The organism is Ancylobacter novellus DSM 506 (assembly GCF_000092925.1).
GTDB lineage: Bacteria > Pseudomonadota > Alphaproteobacteria > Rhizobiales > Xanthobacteraceae > Ancylobacter > Ancylobacter novellus.
In genome coordinates this window covers 3,152,916-3,169,728 of the sequence record NC_014217.1, presented here as the reverse complement: position 1 = coordinate 3,169,728, position 16,813 = coordinate 3,152,916, and the positions used below count along the sequence as shown (strand labels likewise).

Genomic DNA, 16,813 nt, shown 5'->3' with positions numbered 1-16,813 from the left:
GACAGGGCCTCAGAAGCGTTGCGACGTCTGATGTTAGAAGAGGGAAGGGGCTTCCCGCTCTGTTTCCGTCGATGTATTGTATGGTCGTTCAATAATTCCATGCGACGAATGGGAGGAGCCGGTGGCGAGAGCGAATGCACAGGCGCAGCTTCCCGTCTCCCGCGCCCCCGCCGAGGAAGAAACCCGCCGGCGTGAGCCGGAAGAGGTGCGCCGCCGCCAGCTCATCGACGCCACCATCGATTCCCTCGCCGAGATCGGCTTCAACGCCTCGACGCTGGCGCAGATCGCCCGCCGCGCCGGCGTCTCGCCCGGCCTCGTGGCGCATTATTTCGGCGACAAGGACGGGCTGCTCGAAGCTACGCTGCGATTCCTGTCGCTGCGGCTCTACCGCTCCACCGCGGCGCGGCTGCGCGCGGCGACCAGTCCCCGTGCGCGCGTGCAGGCGCTGATCGACGCCAATCTGGCGCCGGAGGAATTCGACCAGCGGACCTCCAGCGTCTGGCTCGCCTTCTGGGGGCAGGTGCTGCATTCCGAGCGGCTGCGCCGGGTGCAGCGGGTCTACCAGGCGCGCATGATCGCCAATCTGCGCCACGATTTGCGCGGGCTGGTCGCGCCGGGCGAGGTGCAGCGCATCGCCGTCACCATCGCCGCCGTCATCGACGGGCTGTGGCTGCGCTCCAGCCTTTCCGCTGCCGGCGAGACCGATTCGGTCAGCGCCCGCCATGCCGCCTCGCTCTTTGTCGACGCCCAGATCGCCGCCGCCGCGCTGGCTGATCCCCGCACAGGACCGTCTCCCATGACCGCAGCCATCCCGCGCCATGCCAGCCACATCGGCGGCGCCTACCGCCCGACCGGCGGCGCTACCTTCGAGAGCCGCAACCCGGCGACGGGCGAGGTGCTGGCCGAGATCGAGATTGCCGGCGAGGCCGAGGTTGACGCCGCCGTCGAGGCCGCCCGCAAGGGCCAGAAGCTCTGGGCGCGGATGACCGGCGCCGAGCGCGGCCGCATCCTCAAGCGCGCCGCCGACCTGCTGCGCGCCCGCAATGAGGAACTGGCGCGGCTGGAGACGCTCGACACCGGCAAGCCGATCCAGGAGACCAACGTCGTCGACGTGCTCTCCGGCGCCGACTGCATCGACTACTACGCCGGCATCGCCGCCTCACTGTCGGGCGAGCATGTCGATCTCGGCCCGAGCGCCTTCGGCTATACGCGGCGCGAGCCGCTCGGCATCGTCGCCGGCATCGGCGCCTGGAACTACCCGTTGCAGATCGCCTGCTGGAAGAGCGCCCCGGCGCTCGCCTGCGGCAATGCGATGATCTTCAAGCCGGCCGAACTGACCCCGCTCACCGCGCTGAAGCTCGCCGAGATCTATGCCGAGGCCGGCCTGCCGGACGGCGTGTTCAATGTCGTGCAGGGTTTCGCCGACACCGGGCGCCTGCTCACCCGCCATCCTTCCATCGCCAAGGTCTCGCTCACCGGCGAGGTCGGCACCGGCAAGAAGGTGATGGCGGATGCCGCCGGCACGCTGAAATACGTCACGCTGGAGCTGGGCGGAAAATCGCCGCTCATCGTCTTCGACGACGCCGATCTTGACGACGCCGTCTCCGGCGCGCTGCTGGCGAATTTCTATTCCGCCGGTGAGGTCTGCTCCAATGGCACCCGCGTCTTCGTTCATGAGAAGGTGCGGAAAGCCTTCCTCGAAAAGCTCGTCGCCCGGGTGAAGAAGATGAGCGTCGGCGATCCGCTGGACCCGGCGACGCAGGTCGGGGCTCTGATCTCCCCCGAGCACATGGAGAAGGTCCTCTCCTACATCGCCAAGGGCAAGGCCGAGGGCGCCAAGGTGCTGGTCGGCGGTGAGCGGGTGACTGCGGGCGGGCTCGGCAAGGGCTGCTTCGTGGCCCCCACCGTGTTCGAGGGCTGCGCCGACGGCATGAGCATCGTGCGCGAGGAGATCTTTGGGCCTGTGATGGCGGTGCTCTCCTTCACTGGGGAGGGGGAGGTGATCGCCCGCGCCAACGACACCGAGTTCGGCCTCGCCGCCGGCGTGTTCACCAAGGACCTCGCGCGCGGCCACCGAGTGATCGGCGAATTGCAGGCCGGCACCTGCTGGATCAACCACTACAACATCACGCCGATCGAACTACCCTTCGGCGGCGTCAAGCAGTCGGGCTTAGGGCGCGAGAACGGCAAGGCGGCGATCGAGCACTACACCCAGCTCAAAAGCGTCTACGTCAATCTCGGCCGCGTCGAGGCGCCCTACTGATGCGCAACGGCACGCAGGAACTCTTCGACTACGTGATCGTCGGCGCTGGCTCGGCCGGCTGCGTGCTGGCCGACCGGCTGAGCGCGGACGGCAAGAACCGCGTTCTGGTGCTGGAATATGGCGGGTCAGACCGCTCGGTGTTCATCCAGATGCCGAGCGCGCTGTCCATCCCGATGAACATGAAGCGCTACAACTGGATGTATGAGAGCGAGCCGGAGCCGGGCCTCAATGGCCGCCGGCTGCACTGCCCGCGCGGCAAGGTGCTGGGCGGATCGTCCTCAATCAACGGCATGGTCTATATGCGCGGCGCGCCGGCGGATTTCGACCGCTGGCAGGAGGAGGGCGCGCAGGGCTGGTCCTATGCCGACGTGCTGCCCTATTTCCAGAGGGCCGAGGGCCGGCGCGAGGGTGGCGACGAATATCGCGGCCAGGATGGCCCGCTCGCCACCCGCTACGGCACGCTGGAGAACCCGCTCTACAACGCCTTCGTGGACGCGGCGCAGCAGGCCGGCTATCCCGCCACCGACGACGTCAACGGCTTCCAGCAGGAAGGCTTCGGCCGGATGGACATGACGGTGAAGGACGGCGTGCGCTGGTCGGCCGCGAACGCCTATCTGAAGCCGGCCATGACGCGGGCGAACCTGAAGGTCGAGACCCATGCCCGCGTCGAGCGCGTGCTGTTCGAGGGGCGCCGCGCCGTCGGCGTCGCCTGGTCGCGCGGCGGTGAGAGGCACGAGGTGCGGACTGCGCGCGAGGTGATCCTTTCCGGCGGGCCGATCAACTCGCCGCAGCTGCTCAAGCTCTCGGGCATCGGAAGTGCGGATGAGCTGCATGCGCACGGCATCGACGTCGTCGCCCACCGGCCGGGCGTCGGCGAGAACCTGCAGGACCACCTCGAATTCTACTTCCAGGTCGCCTGCACCCAGCCGATCACGCTCTATTCGAAGATGGGGCTGATCGCCCGCGGCATGATCGGCGCGCGCTGGCTGCTCACCGGCGAGGGGCTGGGGGCGACCAACCATTTCGAGAGCTGCGGTTTCATCCGCTCGCGGCCGGGCATCTCCTCGCCCGACATCCAGTACCATTTCCTGCCCCTGGCCGTGACCTATGACGGGCAGGGGATGGCGAGCGAGCACGGCTTCCAGGCGCATGTCGGGCCGATGCGCTCGAAGAGCCGGGGCTGGGTGCGGCTGAAATCGGCCGATCCGGCCGAGCCGCCGCGCATCCAGTTCAACTATCTCACCCACCCGGATGATCTGGTGGAGATGCGCGCCTGCGTGCGGCTCACGCGCGAGATCTTCGCGCAGCCAGCGTTCGATCCCTATCGCGGTCGCGAGATCCAGCCCGGCACTGAGGTCACCTCGGACGAGGCGATCGATGCCTTCGTGCGGGAGAAGACGGAGAGCGCCTACCACCCCTCCTGCACCTGCCGGATGGGCTCGCCCGCCGACCCGATGGCGGTGCTCGACCCGCAGATGCGGGTGATCGGCGTCGAGGGTCTGCGGGTGGTGGATTCCTCCGCCATGCCCTCGATCACCAACGCCAATCTCAACGCCCCGACCATCATGATGGCGGAGAAGGCTGCCGACCACATACTCGGCAAGCCGCTGCTCGCCCCTTCCAACGCGCCCTACCATACCGCGCGCGACTGGCAGGTGACGCAACGTTAGCGTGTAGAGGGCCGTCAATTCGCCCAACATGCAAGGTAGCTGTCAGGCATGGGGGCCATGCTGGACGGGGTTCACATGCGCGTCACGGGCGGTGCGGCAGATGGACCGGCGAGCTCGGATTGGTCCATGCGCATTTCGGTTGTAGTTCCCACCTATAACGAGGCCGGCAATATCGGGCGCCTCGTCCGCGAAATCCTCGATACCGTGCCCGGGCCGTTGCTCGGCGAGATCATCGTCGTGGACGATTGCAGCACCGACGCCACCGCCGCCGAGGTGAGGGCGCTTGTCGGCGCGAAGGTGCGTCACCTGCGTCATCAGCGCCGTGCGGGACAGAGTGCCGCCCTGCGCTCGGGCGTGCGCGCGGCCGATCATCCGATCATCGTCACCATGGACGGCGACGGGCAGAACGACCCCGCCGACATAGCGGCGCTGGTGCGCGAGCTCGGCGAGGAGGGCGGGGAGCCGGCGCTGGTGGGCGGCGTGCGGCAGAAGCGGCAGGCCTCGGGCTCGAAGCGTTGGGCTTCGCTCTTCGCCAACCGGCTGCGCGCGTCGCTGCTGGCCGACGACTGCCCGGACACGGGTTGCGGGCTCAAGGCGTTCCGCCGCGCGGCCTTCCTCGACCTGCCCTATTTCTCGACCATGCACCGCTATCTGCCGGCGCTGTTCCTGACCTATGGCCACGAGGTCGCCTATGTGCCGGTCGGCGACCGGCCGCGGCTGGCGGGGCGGTCGAAATACACCAATCTCGGCCGGGCGCTGGTGGGGATCTACGACCTGTTCGGCGTGGTCTGGCTGAGGCGCCGGACCGTCCTGCCGCCGGTGAGCGAGGAGAGCGGCGCCGCCAATGGCGTGACCAGCGCCCTCACCATCGCCTCGCCGCCGATCGACGCCTCGATCCTGCCGGCGACCATGCGCGCCGCCGCGCCCTGAGCCGTGAGGAAGGTGCCGACGGCCCTGGTGAAGGCCCCCAACACCTCGCCGCTGCGGCGGCGGAAAGCGGCGCGGTCGGCCGCCCAGCGCTGGCCATAGGCGGTCAGCCGCGCCTCCAGCGCCGCGTCGCACAGCATCTCGGCCCGATCGACGAAGAACAGGCGATGCAACGCCGCCGCGAGGGTGAGCATCAGCCCGATCGAGATCGTCACGTCGGAGAGGAAATGCGCGCCGAAGGCGATGCGGTTGAGCGAGGTCGCCACGACCAGCACGCCGATGAGCGTCGCCACCTGCCAGCGCCATTCGCGCGGCACGAACAGGGCGAGGGGCAGCAGGCAGGCGATGGTCGCCGCCTCGCCGGAGGTGAAGGAGCGGTTGAGCAATCCGTGCTCGCCGATCACCCAGGCCTCCTGAAACGGCCAGATGCCGCCGAACTCGGTGATGTTCACCGGGCGCGGCCGGCCCCAGAAGCTCTTCAGTACGCCGTTCACCATCAGCGCCGGGCCGATCAGGAACAGGCTGATGAAGTAGAGCGACATGCGCGGCGAGAACAGGCAGGGCTTGGACGGGTAGACCAGCTTGAGGAACAGGCCGAGGCTGAACGCCACCGGGAGGATCACGGTGAGGTTCGCCGCGAGATTGCGGAAATCCCGCAGCGCTTCGACGCGGGCGGCCGGAAAGCCGACGCCGGGCTGGTAGAAAAGAGCGGTGGCGGCGCGGTCGACGGATGGGAAGCTGTAGAAGAAGAAAGATAGGAAAACCGTCACCGCGAAAAGCGATAGAATCGGCCTTTGGTCAAATTTGTTGCAAACATTCACATAAATATAGTCAAAAATCTTCATTTGATTTATCTTATACATGCATATCCATAATGCAGATATAAGAACAGGCGTAGATGACGTAGATATGAAAGAATTAACAAATAAACAAATTCGCCGGCGAAGAACTAACCTCAGCCGAATGCGATCCTAGCTGGCACGGTCGACCGCCTCGGCCTGTAGTTGAGTGATGGCGCGTTGCGCCGTCCGTTCCCGCAGGATGAAGTAGGCGTTGCGGCCATAGATCAGCAGGCCGGCGGCCTGGCCGACGATGAACACCGGATCCTGGCGGTAGAGCGCATAGACCAGCAAGGTGAGGCCGCCGCCGATGGAGAACAGCCAGAAGATGGCCGGCACGATGCTGCGTCCAGCCCGCTCGCTGACGATCCACTGCGCCAGGAAGCGCGCGGTGAACAGGCCTTGGCCGAGGAAGCCCAGCACGAGCCAGGGATTGACCAGCCCCAGATTGAACAGCGCGGCGTTGACGAGGCTCATGGCTTTGTTCCTTCCGCGGAGGGCGCGTCCGGCGCGGCGACATAGATGTTGAAGTTGAGGTGGCGCGAATTGGCGCTGTTGACGCCGTCCGTGGTGGTCACGAGAGCGGGCGAGCGGCGCAGGACCTTGTTGCGGATGTCGAAGAGTTGCTGCTGGTGATCGGCAATGATCACCGCGCGGCAGCCGGGCTGCGCGAGGAAATCCGCCGCGGTCACGCCGTCGCCGAACCGCGTGTCCTTGCCGAGCACGAACAGCACGCTCGGCTCGCTGAAGCCCGCCACCATGATCTGCGGCGCGGCGCAAGGAACATGGCTCACCGCCGCGGCGAGACGCGGGGCGATCCACATCCTCTCCGCCCGCGGCGCGACGACGGCGAAGAGCAGGACATAGAGCGCGAGGGCCTCGACCAGCAGCACGCGTGCCGCGGCCGCAAGGCCGAGCTTGAGCGCCTGCCGGGCGGCATAGAGGGCGATGACGACGACAAGGACGGCAAGCGAGAGGGCGAGCGGCGGCAGATGCCCTTCGAGCAAATAGAACACGACGAGGCTGGCGATCGCCCCGAGCGCGCCACCAATCGCCGAGAGCGTGCCGAGCACGCGTTTCCACAGCGCGTCGGGCCCCTCGCGCGGCGCGGTCAGCGCCGCTGCCGCAAGCAGGGCCAACGCGGGATAGGCCGGCAGCGTGTAGTGCGGCAGCTTGGTGGCGATCAGCTCGAAGACGATCCAGAACGGGATCAGCCAGGCGAGGCAGAAGCGCACCGCCGGCACCGTGCGGTTTGCCCAGATCCAGGGAACGGCGGCGGCGACCAGAGCGGCCCCGGGCCAGAAGGCGAACCAGAAAACGGCGAAATGCGCGCCCGGTGGCAGCCCATGCGTTTCCTGTCCGGTCGCGACCTTGGCGAGCAGGTCGTGGCCCACCGATTCCCGGAAGAAGTCGGTGCCTGAATGCACGAGGATGGCGATCAGCCAGGGCAGCACCAGCGCCAGCATGAAGGGGATACCCAGCGCCGGCCGCAGCTGCTTCAGCCAGGCCGCCTTGCGGTCCCACAAGCAAAGCGAAGCGGCCGTGAGCGCCGCCAGCATGGGCACGATCGGCCCCTTGATGAGGATGCCGATCGCCATCGCGCCCCAGAACAGCAGCGCCCAGGCGCGGCCCAGCCGCTCGCCGGCGGGCGCGAGATAGGCGCGCGCCAGCACCCATTGACCGGTCACGGCGGCGGCGAGTTGCACGGCGTCGGTCTTGGCCAGCTTGGCCTCGACCGCGAGGATCAACGAAGTTCCGATCAACGCCGCGGCGAGGAAGCCTGCCTCCCCGCCGAATAGGCGCCGGCCGACCGCATAGGTGCCCAAAACCGCGATCAGCGCGCCGAACAGCGAGGGCAGGCGGAACACCCAAATCGGCGCATTGGCGTCATGACCGGTGAGCTTCACCGCCGCCGCCTGCAGCCAGTAGATGCCGATTGGCTTCTTGAAGCGGGTGGCCTCGCCGAGGCGCGGCACGACATAGTCGCCGCTCTCTACCATCTGCCGCGAGGCCTGGGCGAAGCGTGCCTCGTCGCGGTCGACGATGGGGATGGAGAACAGGCCCGGCAGCAGGCAGGCGAGCACGAGGCCGACGAGCAGGACGAGGCGCCAGCGCGCCGACATGTCAGGGGAGCGGGCGGACAAAGGCGCCGCCGACGGCGCTCCGATGGCTTCGTTCATCGCCTGGTTCTCGCCGTCCCCGCTCTGCCGTGTCCGGCAATTCTGGATGAAGTCGTTGGATGTCTTTTGCGTGACGGCCCGGCCTTGCGACGGTCGTCCCGACAGGCCTTGCACGATCTTGCTGACAGGCGGCTGACACGGCGGGCTGAAAATCAGCGGCTGCGCAGCACGCCGATGTCCCGGAGATGCGTCAAAATCTCGCGCGCCGCCTCTTCCGGCGCTGGATCAACCAGCAGCCGGCCGCCGCCGCTCGCCGCCTCCGTCGCCGCCTTCAGGCGCTCGGCTGCGGAGGCGCCGGCCGCCGCCTTGGCGATCAGCTTGGGCCGCGCGCGATAGGGACGCTCTTCGATCTGCGTTGCCATGCGCGGCGCAGGAAGCCCCGGGTGCGTCTCGACCACGCCGCGCCGCGCCGCCGCGAAGGCGAAGGGCAGCGCGGCGGGCGCGGCGGGATGCACCGTTACCAGCGCCGGCAGCCGCACGGCGAGCCGGCGGCGGGCGCCGCGCGGCAGTGCTTGTTCCACGGCAAGCGTGCCTGGCTGCGGACCTTCCGCCAGCGCGGCGGCATCGGGGACGAGTGGCAGGCCAAGCGTGCGGGCGAGCGCATAGGGCAGCAGGCCCGTATCCTCGCCGCCCTGGCCAGCGCGGCCTGCGAGCACGAGGTCGAAGGCGCTTTCACTGAGCGCGGCGGCGAGGCTGGGCAGAGGGTCGTCGGTCGGTGCGATCCTATAATGGAGAAGGTGGGGCAGGCCGTGGCCGAGGGCGTCCTTCAGTGGGGCGGCGTCGGGCCCGGCGTGCAGGCCCGTCACCTCGCCGCCGAGCTCATGCGCGAGCCGGATCGCCTGCAACTCGACCGGCACCGGCGCGGGATGGCCGGAGACGGCATGGCGGCCGGCGGAAAGCAGCACGGCGATCCTCATCCGCCCGCCTCCTCGTCGAGGAGCTTCAGGAGCGCCGGCATCACCTGCTGCGCATCCGCCACCACTGCGAGTCCCGCCCGCTCGATCATCGCGGCGTGCAGGTCGGTGTTCACTGCCACCACATGCTCGCAGCGGGCGACGCCCTGCAAATGCTGCGGCGCGCCGGCGATGCCGAGGGCGAAGTAGCAGTTCGCCTCCAGCACCGTGCCGGAAGCGCCGACCTGCGCCGCGCGCGGCATCAGCCCGGCGTCGCACACGACGCGGCTGGCGCCGGGGGTGGCGTTGAGCGCTGCGACCAGCGCGCGGAAGGCATTGAAGTCGCTCACGCCGTTGCCGGCCGAGACGACGAACTCGGCCTCCGCCAGCGACACCTTGGCCGGATCGGCGGGGATGAACTCGGCGGAGAGGATCGCGCCGGGTTCCACGTCCGGGAAGCCGAATTCGACGGCGCGCGCCTCGTGCCGCTCGCCGCCATGGGCCGCCACCGCATCGGCGGCAAGGCTGATCAGGCGTGGCGGGGCGCGGCGTTGCTCGACGCGGCGGCCCTGCGCGGCGCGGGTGACGGCCTTGGGTGACAGGCTTTCGGCGCCGGCGAACAGTTCTTCGCCGGTCAGCGCTGCGAGACGGCGGGCGAGGTCGCCACCGTCCGGGCTTTCGGGGAACAGCGCGTGGCGGATGTCCAGCCCGGCGAGAATCGCCTGAAGCGCCAAGGCCCTGGCCTCGGGATCATAGCCGGTGACGGGGAGCGCCAGCACGCGGTCGGCGCCGGCCGAGGCGAGGTCGTCGGCCTCCGCCAAGGCCAGTACCGCACCGCCGCCAATATCGGCCAAGAGACGTGCGGCGCCGAGGAGCTGGCGATCATGCGGGGTGAGTCGTCCACTCGGCGCGTCCGGCACGACGGCGACGAGATAGGCTGGCTCGGCGATAATGCGGACGGTCGGTGCCGCCTCCGCCACGGGTACGGAGGCCTGAGAAACCGCTGTCACCGCAATGCGTTGTGTGCGGTCAAGCCGGCGCCGCGCCGTGCCGGGCACGAGAGCGAGGCGCTCCTCCGCGCGGGGATCGCGGCGCGGGCGGCCAGTCTCCTTCGCCGTCGCCGCGAGGTCGAAGCGCGGCCGGGCGCCGCCTTCGACGCGGCGGGCGGCGCGTTCAGTGCGGGGGTTCTTGCGGGGGCGGCTCATGTTGCCGGTGCCGGCTGCAAGGTCGCTGCCGCGTCGGCTGCCATCAGCACCAGCTCGGCGATGTCGGCGACCTGCGGCCGCTCGCCGGTGACGCCCTCCAGCATGGCCGAGCATTGCGGGCAGGCCACCGCCACGATGGCCGCGCCGGTGGCCGCAGCCTGTCCCATGCGCAGGTCGGGAATACGGCGCTCACCCTCGATGTCGCTCACCGGCGCGCCGCCACCCCCGCCGCAGCACATGGAGCGCTTACCCGAGCGCTCCATTTCCAGCCGCTCGAGGCCCAGCCGATCGAGCAGGCGGCGGGGGGCGTCGAACTCGCCATTGTAGCGGCCGAGATAGCAGGGGTCGTGATAGGTGACGCGGGCTTCCGCCAGCGCGCCCAAGGGGAGCCGCCCGGCGGCCACAAGCTCGTCGAGGAAGGCGGCGTGGTGGACGACTTCGTAGGCGCCGCCGAAGGCCCGGTACTCGTTGCGCAGCGCGTGCAGCGCGTGCGGGTCGGCGGTGAGGATGCGCATGAACGAGTAGCGCGAAAGCGTCGCAATGTTCTCCCGTGCGAGGCGCTGGAAGGTCGCCTCGTCGCCGAGCCGGCGGGCGAGGTCGCCGCAGTCGCGCTCTTCCTCGCCGAGCACCGCGAAATCGACGCCGGCCCGGTGCAGCAGCGTCACCAGCGCGCGAAGCGTGCGGCCATAGCGCAGCTCATAGGCACCCTCGCCGAGCCAGAGCAGCACCTCGGCGCGACCCTTGGCGGAGATCAGCGGCAGGGTAAGCCCGGCGGCGAAATCGGTGCGGGCCTTGAGCGGGCGGCCGCCCGGCTCGTCGGCATAGCGCATCTCCGTGAGCGGCGGCGCCGCCTTGGGCGGCAGGGCGCCGAGTTCCAGCGTCTGGAATCTCCGCAGCTCCACGATCGCGTCGACATGCTCGATCATCATCGGGCATTCCTCGACGCAGGCGCGGCAGGTGGTGCAGGACCACAGCGTATCCGGGTGGATCATCGCCCCGGCGCCGACGATGGGCTTGGCCGGCCCGCCGATGCCGGCGACGGGGCGGGCGTTGGGATAGGGGCTGCCGGCGTAGGACGCGTTGGTGGCGTTCGGTTGGAGGCTGGCGGCGAGGTCCTGGATGAGGCGCTTTGGGTTCAGCGGCTGGCCGGCGGCGAAGGCCGGGCAGGCGACCTCGCAGCGCCCGCACTGGATGCAGGCGTCGAAGCCGATCAGCCGGTTGAAGGCGAAGTCCGACGGCGTCGCCGCGCCGAGACGGGGGGTGTCGAGGTCGAGGGGCGCCAGTGCCGTCGCAAGCTGGCCCTCGAAGCGGCCGGGACGCGGATGGGCGACGAGGTGCGCCGCGCCTGCGAAGGCATGGCGCATCGGTCCGCGGTCGATCTGCAGCACCAGTCCAAAGCCGCCGGCCGCCGCCAGCCAAAGGCCGAGCCAGGCGAGCGGCCAGATCGCGCCGCCGAGCGCGGCGTCCAGTGCGACCAGCAACGCGCCGAGACTGTAGCCCGCGAGGAAGAAGGGCAGGCGCTGGAAGCGGCCGCCGGAGAGCCGCGTCGGCTTTGAGGGGATGCGCCGCCGCCCGACCATGAAGCCGCCGATGAACGCGGTGGCGAAGGCGAGGGCAATGGCGGCCCAGAACAGGCGCGACGCGCCGAGCGGCGGGATCAGCGCGAGGAGTGCGAGCGCCGAGCCGCCGAGCAGCCCGCCGGCAGCGAGCGCGTGCATCCGCGCGGCATAGGGATCGCGGCCGACGACGTGATGGACGTCGACGAGGTAGCGTTTGGGCAGAGCGAGGAGGCCCGCCACCCAGTCGATCGTCGCCGGCTTTCCGATGCGCCAGAGACGCGCGCGCCGCACCATCATCGCCGCCGCGATGAGCGCGAGGGCGAGGATGACGAGCGAGAGGCTGAGCGCGGCGTCGGTCATGGGCGCGCCTTCGAAGCTCACAGATCCTTGCACAGCCGCAGCGCGTCGTAGATCGCCGCGTGGATGTTGCGGCCGGTCCAGGCGTCGCCGACGCGGTAGAGGGCGAAGCCGGGCTGCCCGGTCCAGCGTTGCGGGCGGCCGGCGACGAGGGCGTCGAGGTCGGTCTCGCCATCATTGACGGAAGAACCGCGCAGCGTCTCGAACAGGCCGTCCACCGGCACGGTGCCGTAATCGACCACGACGCGGTCGATCACCCGTTCCTCTTCGGCGTCGGTCATGGTGTTGCGCAGGGCGGCGATGAGGCGATTGCCCTCGGGATAAATCTCGATCAACTCGGTGTTCGGCGTCATCACCACGCCGAGCTTGTAGAGCTCGCGCAGGTGCACCGGCTTGTTGGTGGTGCCGACCTCCTGCGCCACCTGGAGGTCGTGCGTCACCATCTCGACGAGGCAGCCCTTCTTCGCTAGCACCTCGGCGGTGGAGGCGGCGTTGTGGCCGCCAATCTCATCATAGAGCAGCACCGAGCCGGTGGGCTCGACCTTGCCGGTCAGCACGTCCCAGGTGGTGACTGCGTGCTCGTGGCCCTTGGCGTGGCCATGCGATGGCAGCCCGCCGGTCGCCATGATCACAACGTCCGGCGCTTCCGCTAGCACGTCGGCGTCGGTGGCGGTGCGGCCGAGCCTTATGTCGACGCCCTTCTTCTGCACCTGCGCATGCAGCCAGCGCGGGATGCCGGAGAGCGCCTCGCGCCAGGTGGCCTTGGCGGCGATGTTGATCTGGCCGCCGACGACCGGCTCCTTCTCGAACAGCACCACCTTGTGGCCGCGCTCGGCGCAGACGCGGGCCGCCTCCAGCCCACCGGGGCCGGCGCCGACCACCACCACCTTGCGCGCGACTTCCGCCTTCGGGATGACGTGCGGCATGGTGGCTTCGCGCCCCGTCGCCCCGTTCTGGATGCACAAAGCGTCGCCACCGACATAGATGCGATCGATGCAGTAGCCGGCGCCGACGCATTGGCGGATATCGTCGTCGCGGCCTTCCATCAGCTTCTTGACCAGATGCGGGTCGGCGATGTGGGCGCGGGTCATGGCGATCATATCGACATGACCCTCGGCGACGGCGCGCGCACCGGTGGCGAGATCGGTGACACGCTGGGCGTGGAACACTGCCACCTCCACCTCGCGCTTGATGGCGCTCGGCAGGAACAGGAAGGGCGCGACCGGGAAGGCCATGTTGGGCAGCGAGATGGCGTGGCTCATCTCGTCGCGCGCCTGGCCGCCCATGATGTTGAGGAAGTCGACGAGGCCGTCGCGGGCATAGGTACCCGCGATCTCGACGCAATCCTCATGGGAGAGGCCGTCGGCGATCATCTCGTCGCCGGACATGCGCATGCCGATGACATAGTCGTCGCCGGCCGCCTCGCGCATGGCCTCCAGCACCTCGCGGCCGAAGCGCATGCGGTTCGCGAGCGAGCCGCCATATTCGTCGGTGCGCTCGTTGACCGACGGCGACCAGAACTGGTCGACGAGATGGCCGTGGGCGGCGGATATCTCGCAGCCGTCGAGCCCGCCTTCCTTGCAGCGCTTCACCGCGTCAGCGAAGGCCTTCACCACGCGGCGTATGTCGTTCTTGTCCATCGCGCGGGGGATGGTGCGCGAGGCCGGCTCGCGCCGCACCGAGGAGGAGAGGGTGGGGAACCAGTTCTCCGTGTCCCACTTGGTGCGCCGGCCCATATGGGTGAGCTGGATCATCAGCTTGGCGCCGTGGGCGTGCACGCGCTCGGCGAATTGCTGGAAATAGGGGATGACGCTGTCGTCGGCGACCGAGATCTGCGCCCAAGGCGCCGCCGGGCTGTCGATGGCGACCGAGGAGGAGCCGCCGAACATGGTGAGCCCGATGCCGCCCCGCGCCTTCTCCATATGGTAGAGCTGGTAGCGCTCCTGCGGCTTGCCGTCCTTGCCGTAGCCGGGGGCGTGCGACGTCGACATCACGCGGTTGCGGATGGTGAGGCCCTTGATGGTCAAGGGTTTCAGCAATGCCTCGGCATTGGCGATCATGATGGCCGCGTGCGCTCCCTCGACCACGGATATCGGTCCGATGGTCGCACGATAGGTCGCATGCGCCTATGGCGAACAGAAGATTTGCGCCATCGCGCCGGTAGAGTTGCGACCGGCCGCTCAGCGGCGTTCGCGCAGAGCCTCCGTGACCGTATTTCGGTAGCGCACCAGTGGCGCGCGCAGGCCGTGATTCCACAGCACGCGGCGGATCGAGGCGTTGGTGCCGGTGACGACCACGCGCACCCCGGCGTGCTGCATCTTGTGGGCGAAGCTCTCCAGCATGGCGGCGGCGGTGGAATCGATGAAGGGCACTTGCTCGAAGTCGAGCACGAAGCGCTTCGGCAGGCGCGCGATGCTGTCGAGCACCGAGCCGACCATGGAGGCGGCGCCGAAGAAGAAGGCACCCGAGAGCCGATAGACCACCACGTCCGGGTCGTCCTGCGGCGTGGTCGCGGCGGCGTCGCCATTGTCCGCCTGATCCTCGGTGGCGAGCGGGGCGGCCTCGATGGCGACGGTCTGCGACATGCGGTGCAGAAACAAGAGCGTGCCGAGCGTGAAGCCGACGACGATGCCCTCGGTGAGGTCGCGGAAGACGGTGAGCAGCAGCGTCGCCAGCACCACCAGCGCGTCGCCCCAGCCCGAGCGCAGCAGCGCGGCGATCGCCTGCTTCTCCGCCATGTTCCAGGCGACCACCGCCAGCACGCCGGCGAGGGCGGCGAGCGGGATGTAACTGGCGAGCGGGGCGGCCACCAGCATGAAGACCAGCAGGAACAGGCAGTGCAGTATGCCGGAGATTGGCCCGCGGGCGCCGGCGCGGACATTCGTCGCGGTGCGGGCGATGGTCCCGGTGACGCACAGGCCGCCGAACATGGCCGAGGCCATATTGGCGACGCCCTGCGCCACCAGCTCGCAATTGGAGCGGTGGCGGCGCCCGGTCATGCCGTCGGCGACGACGGCGGAGAGCAGGGATTCGATGGCGCCCAGCAGGGCGAAGGCGGCGGCGTCCGGGACCACCGCCATCACCTTGTCGGGCGAGAAGTCCGGCAGCACCGGCATGGGCAGGCTGGAGGGGATGCCGCCGAAGCGGGTGCCGATGGTCTCCACCGGCAGGCCGAGCACGGCGGCCGCGGCGCTCGCCAGCGCGACGGCGATGAGCAGGTTCGGCCAGTGCGGCGCGAATTTCTTGACGCCGACGATGACGAGGATGGTGAGCAGCGAGATGCCGAAGGCGGCGGCGTTCAGCGTCGGCAACGCGCGCGCGAGAACCTCGAGCTTCGGGATGATCGCCGCCGGCTCCTTTACCGTCAGCGTGAGGCCGAGCAGATCGGTTAGCTGGCTGGAGAAGATGATCACCGCGATGCCGGCGGTGAAGCCGACCGTCACCGGATAGGGGATGAACTTCACATAGGTGCCGAGCCGCAGGAAGCCGATGACGGCGAGGAAGATGCCCGACAGGAAGGTCGCAAGCAGCAGGCCCTCTATGCCGTGCCGCTCGACGGTCATCGCCACCAGCACGATGAAGGCACCGGCCGGGCCGCCGATCTGGAAGCGGCTGCCGCCGAGCGCCGAGACGAAGAGGCCGCCGACGATGGCGGTGTAGAGCCCGCGCTCGGGCGTGGTGCCCGAGGCCATGGCGATGGCCATGGAGAGCGGCAGGGCGACGATGGCGACCGTCAATCCGGCCAGCGCGTCCGCCTTGAATCCGGCGAGGCCGTAGCCCTCGCGCAGCACGGTGACGAGTTTCGGGGTGAAGAGCTCGGCGAAGCTCGGCGAGCGCGGGCGCGACAGCGTGGTCATTGGGATTATCTATCAAAGGGCGGCGAATAATAAAAAAAAGTTTGCGCCTCCGCCGTCGGCCTCGCAAGCGGATTTACGCGTATCACCCTTTCGCCTTGGGCAGCCCAGCCCCGCGCCGCTCGACGCTCGGCGGGCGACCGAAGCGGCGGGCATAGGCGGTGGAGAAATGCGCCGCCGACTGGAAGCCGCAGGCCAGCCCGACATCGGTGACGGGAAGCGGCGAGAGCCGCAGCAATTCGCGCGCCCGCTCCAGCCGCAGGCCGAGATGGTAGGCGGCCGGCGTCACCCCGAGATGGCGCCGGAACAGGCGCTCCAGATGACGCGGCGAGACATCGAGCTTGCGGGCGATGGTGGCGATGCCGGGCGGCTGCTCGATGGCCGCCTGCATGAGGCGCACGGCGCGGGCGAGCGTCGGATCGGGGAGCGCCGGGCGCGGGCGCGGCTCGATCCGGGCGCGCGCCGGGCGGGCGCGGTCGACGATGAACTGCTCCGACACCTTGTCGGCCAGCGGGCGTCCGCCACGCGCCTCGATCAGTGCCAGCATCATCTCCAGCGGCGCCACCCCGCCGGTGCAGGTGAGCCTGTCGCGGTCGATGACGAAGGCCTCTTCGACGAAGTCGATCTGCGGGAATTCCTCGCGGATGGCGGAGAGATTCTCCCAGTGCACGGCGCAGCGGTAGAAATCGAGCAGCCCGGCATCGGCGAGCACGAAGCTGCCGGTGCACAGCGCGCCAAGCGCCACGCCCCGGCGCGAGAGCCGGCGCAGCGCGTCCTCGATCGGCGGGGTGGCGGCATGGCGCACGTCGATGCCGCCGCAGACGAGGAGCAGGTCGAGTGGGCCGGATTCGGCGAGAGGCAGGGTGGGAATGAGTGTCAAACCATTGCTGGCGGCGGCAGGCGCGCCATCCAGTGTCAGGATGCGCCAGGAATAGGTCTCGGCCTCGGTCACGTAATTCGCCATGCGCAGCGCTTCCAACGCGTTGGCGCAGGCGATCATCGAGAAGTTCGGCAGGGTGAGGAAGCCGATACGGGTGAACGAGGCGAGGTCGGGCACGGTCAATAT

General features: G+C 69.2%; 11 protein-coding genes and 1 pseudogene. 3 read left to right on the top strand and 9 right to left on the bottom strand.

Annotated elements, in window-relative coordinates; genetic code table 11:
* Positions 1 to 121 precede the first annotated feature (121 nt).
* From betB to SNOV_RS24155, 3 genes are all read left to right on the top strand, one after another.
* Positions 122 to 2,263: a betaine-aldehyde dehydrogenase gene (gene betB / locus SNOV_RS15030; RefSeq protein ID WP_013167808.1), complete on the top strand. Its 2,142-nt coding sequence runs from the start codon at positions 122 to 124 to the stop codon at positions 2,261 to 2,263.
* Entirely contained in the window at positions 2,263 to 3,933 is a 1,671-nt protein-coding gene (gene betA, locus SNOV_RS15025; RefSeq protein WP_013167807.1) for a choline dehydrogenase, read from the top strand. Before betB ends, betA begins: the two co-directional genes overlap by 1 nt.
* A 126-nt stretch (positions 3,934 to 4,059) precedes the next feature.
* Positions 4,060 to 4,863: a glycosyltransferase family 2 protein gene (locus SNOV_RS24155; protein WP_013167806.1), complete on the top strand. Its 804-nt coding sequence runs from the start codon at positions 4,060 to 4,062 to the stop codon at positions 4,861 to 4,863.
* Positions 4,864 to 5,027: 164 nt separating this feature from the next.
* Here SNOV_RS24155 and SNOV_RS24150 read toward each other — a convergent pair.
* The 9 genes and pseudogenes from SNOV_RS24150 to SNOV_RS14970 form a co-directional block, all read right to left on the bottom strand.
* Positions 5,028 to 5,402: pseudogene (locus SNOV_RS24150) on the bottom strand (phosphatase PAP2 family protein); the annotation flags it as partial.
* 429 nt (positions 5,403 to 5,831) lie between these two features.
* Entirely contained in the window at positions 5,832 to 6,176 is a 345-nt protein-coding gene (locus SNOV_RS15005) for a lipid-A-disaccharide synthase N-terminal domain-containing protein (RefSeq protein ID WP_013167804.1), read from the bottom strand.
* On the bottom strand, positions 6,173 to 7,879 hold the full coding sequence (locus SNOV_RS15000) for an ArnT family glycosyltransferase (RefSeq protein ID WP_013167803.1): 1,707 nt from the start codon (positions 7,877 to 7,879) through the stop codon (positions 6,173 to 6,175). The genes SNOV_RS15005 and SNOV_RS15000 overlap by 4 nt, the downstream gene beginning before the upstream one ends.
* A gap of 152 nt (positions 7,880 to 8,031) precedes the next feature.
* The gene (locus tag SNOV_RS14995; RefSeq protein ID WP_013167802.1) at positions 8,032 to 8,796 is read right to left on the bottom strand and encodes an adenine nucleotide alpha hydrolase family protein; all 765 of its coding nucleotides are present in this window, start codon (positions 8,794 to 8,796) and stop codon (positions 8,032 to 8,034) included.
* The gene (locus tag SNOV_RS14990; RefSeq protein ID WP_013167801.1) at positions 8,793 to 9,977 is read right to left on the bottom strand and encodes an electron transfer flavoprotein subunit alpha/FixB family protein; all 1,185 of its coding nucleotides are present in this window, start codon (positions 9,975 to 9,977) and stop codon (positions 8,793 to 8,795) included. Before SNOV_RS14990 ends, SNOV_RS14995 begins: the two co-directional genes overlap by 4 nt.
* A complete protein-coding gene (locus SNOV_RS14985) occupies positions 9,974 to 11,896 on the bottom strand; it encodes a (Fe-S)-binding protein (RefSeq protein WP_013167800.1) in 1,923 nt (640 codons plus the stop codon). The genes SNOV_RS14990 and SNOV_RS14985 overlap by 4 nt, the downstream gene beginning before the upstream one ends.
* Before the next feature lie 17 nt (positions 11,897 to 11,913).
* Complete coding sequence (locus SNOV_RS14980; protein ID WP_041783445.1) at positions 11,914 to 13,953, bottom strand: oxidoreductase; 2,040 nt, start codon at positions 13,951 to 13,953, stop codon at positions 11,914 to 11,916.
* A gap of 120 nt (positions 13,954 to 14,073) precedes the next feature.
* Positions 14,074 to 15,750 (bottom strand): SulP family inorganic anion transporter, encoded by a 1,677-nt coding sequence (locus SNOV_RS14975; protein ID WP_013167798.1) that lies wholly within the window; start codon positions 15,748 to 15,750, stop codon positions 14,074 to 14,076.
* Positions 15,751 to 15,832: 82 nt separating this feature from the next.
* A complete protein-coding gene (locus tag SNOV_RS14970; RefSeq protein ID WP_013167797.1) occupies positions 15,833 to 16,804 on the bottom strand; it encodes a GlxA family transcriptional regulator in 972 nt (323 codons plus the stop codon).
* Between the last annotated feature and the right edge of the window lie 9 nt (positions 16,805 to 16,813).

What these genes read in the sequence shown, in the direction of transcription:
- betA (WP_013167807.1), top strand. Translation starts at nt 2,263, where the DNA reads ATGCGCAACGGCACGCAGGAACTCTTCGACTACGTGATCGTCGGCGCT.
- SNOV_RS24155 (WP_013167806.1), top strand. Translation starts at nt 4,060, where the DNA reads ATGCGCATTTCGGTTGTAGTTCCCACCTATAACGAGGCCGGCAATATC.
- SNOV_RS15005 (WP_013167804.1), bottom strand. Translation starts at nt 6,176, where the DNA reads ATGAGCCTCGTCAACGCCGCGCTGTTCAATCTGGGGCTGGTCAATCCC.
- SNOV_RS15000 (WP_013167803.1), bottom strand. Translation starts at nt 7,879, where the DNA reads ATGAACGAAGCCATCGGAGCGCCGTCGGCGGCGCCTTTGTCCGCCCGC.
- SNOV_RS14995 (WP_013167802.1), bottom strand. Translation starts at nt 8,796, where the DNA reads ATGAGGATCGCCGTGCTGCTTTCCGCCGGCCGCCATGCCGTCTCCGGC.
- SNOV_RS14990 (WP_013167801.1), bottom strand. Translation starts at nt 9,977, where the DNA reads ATGAGCCGCCCCCGCAAGAACCCCCGCACTGAACGCGCCGCCCGCCGC.
- SNOV_RS14985 (WP_013167800.1), bottom strand. Translation starts at nt 11,896, where the DNA reads ATGACCGACGCCGCGCTCAGCCTCTCGCTCGTCATCCTCGCCCTCGCG.
- SNOV_RS14980 (WP_041783445.1), bottom strand. Translation starts at nt 13,953, where the DNA reads ATGATCGCCAATGCCGAGGCATTGCTGAAACCCTTGACCATCAAGGGC.
- SNOV_RS14975 (WP_013167798.1), bottom strand. Translation starts at nt 15,750, where the DNA reads ATGACCACGCTGTCGCGCCCGCGCTCGCCGAGCTTCGCCGAGCTCTTC.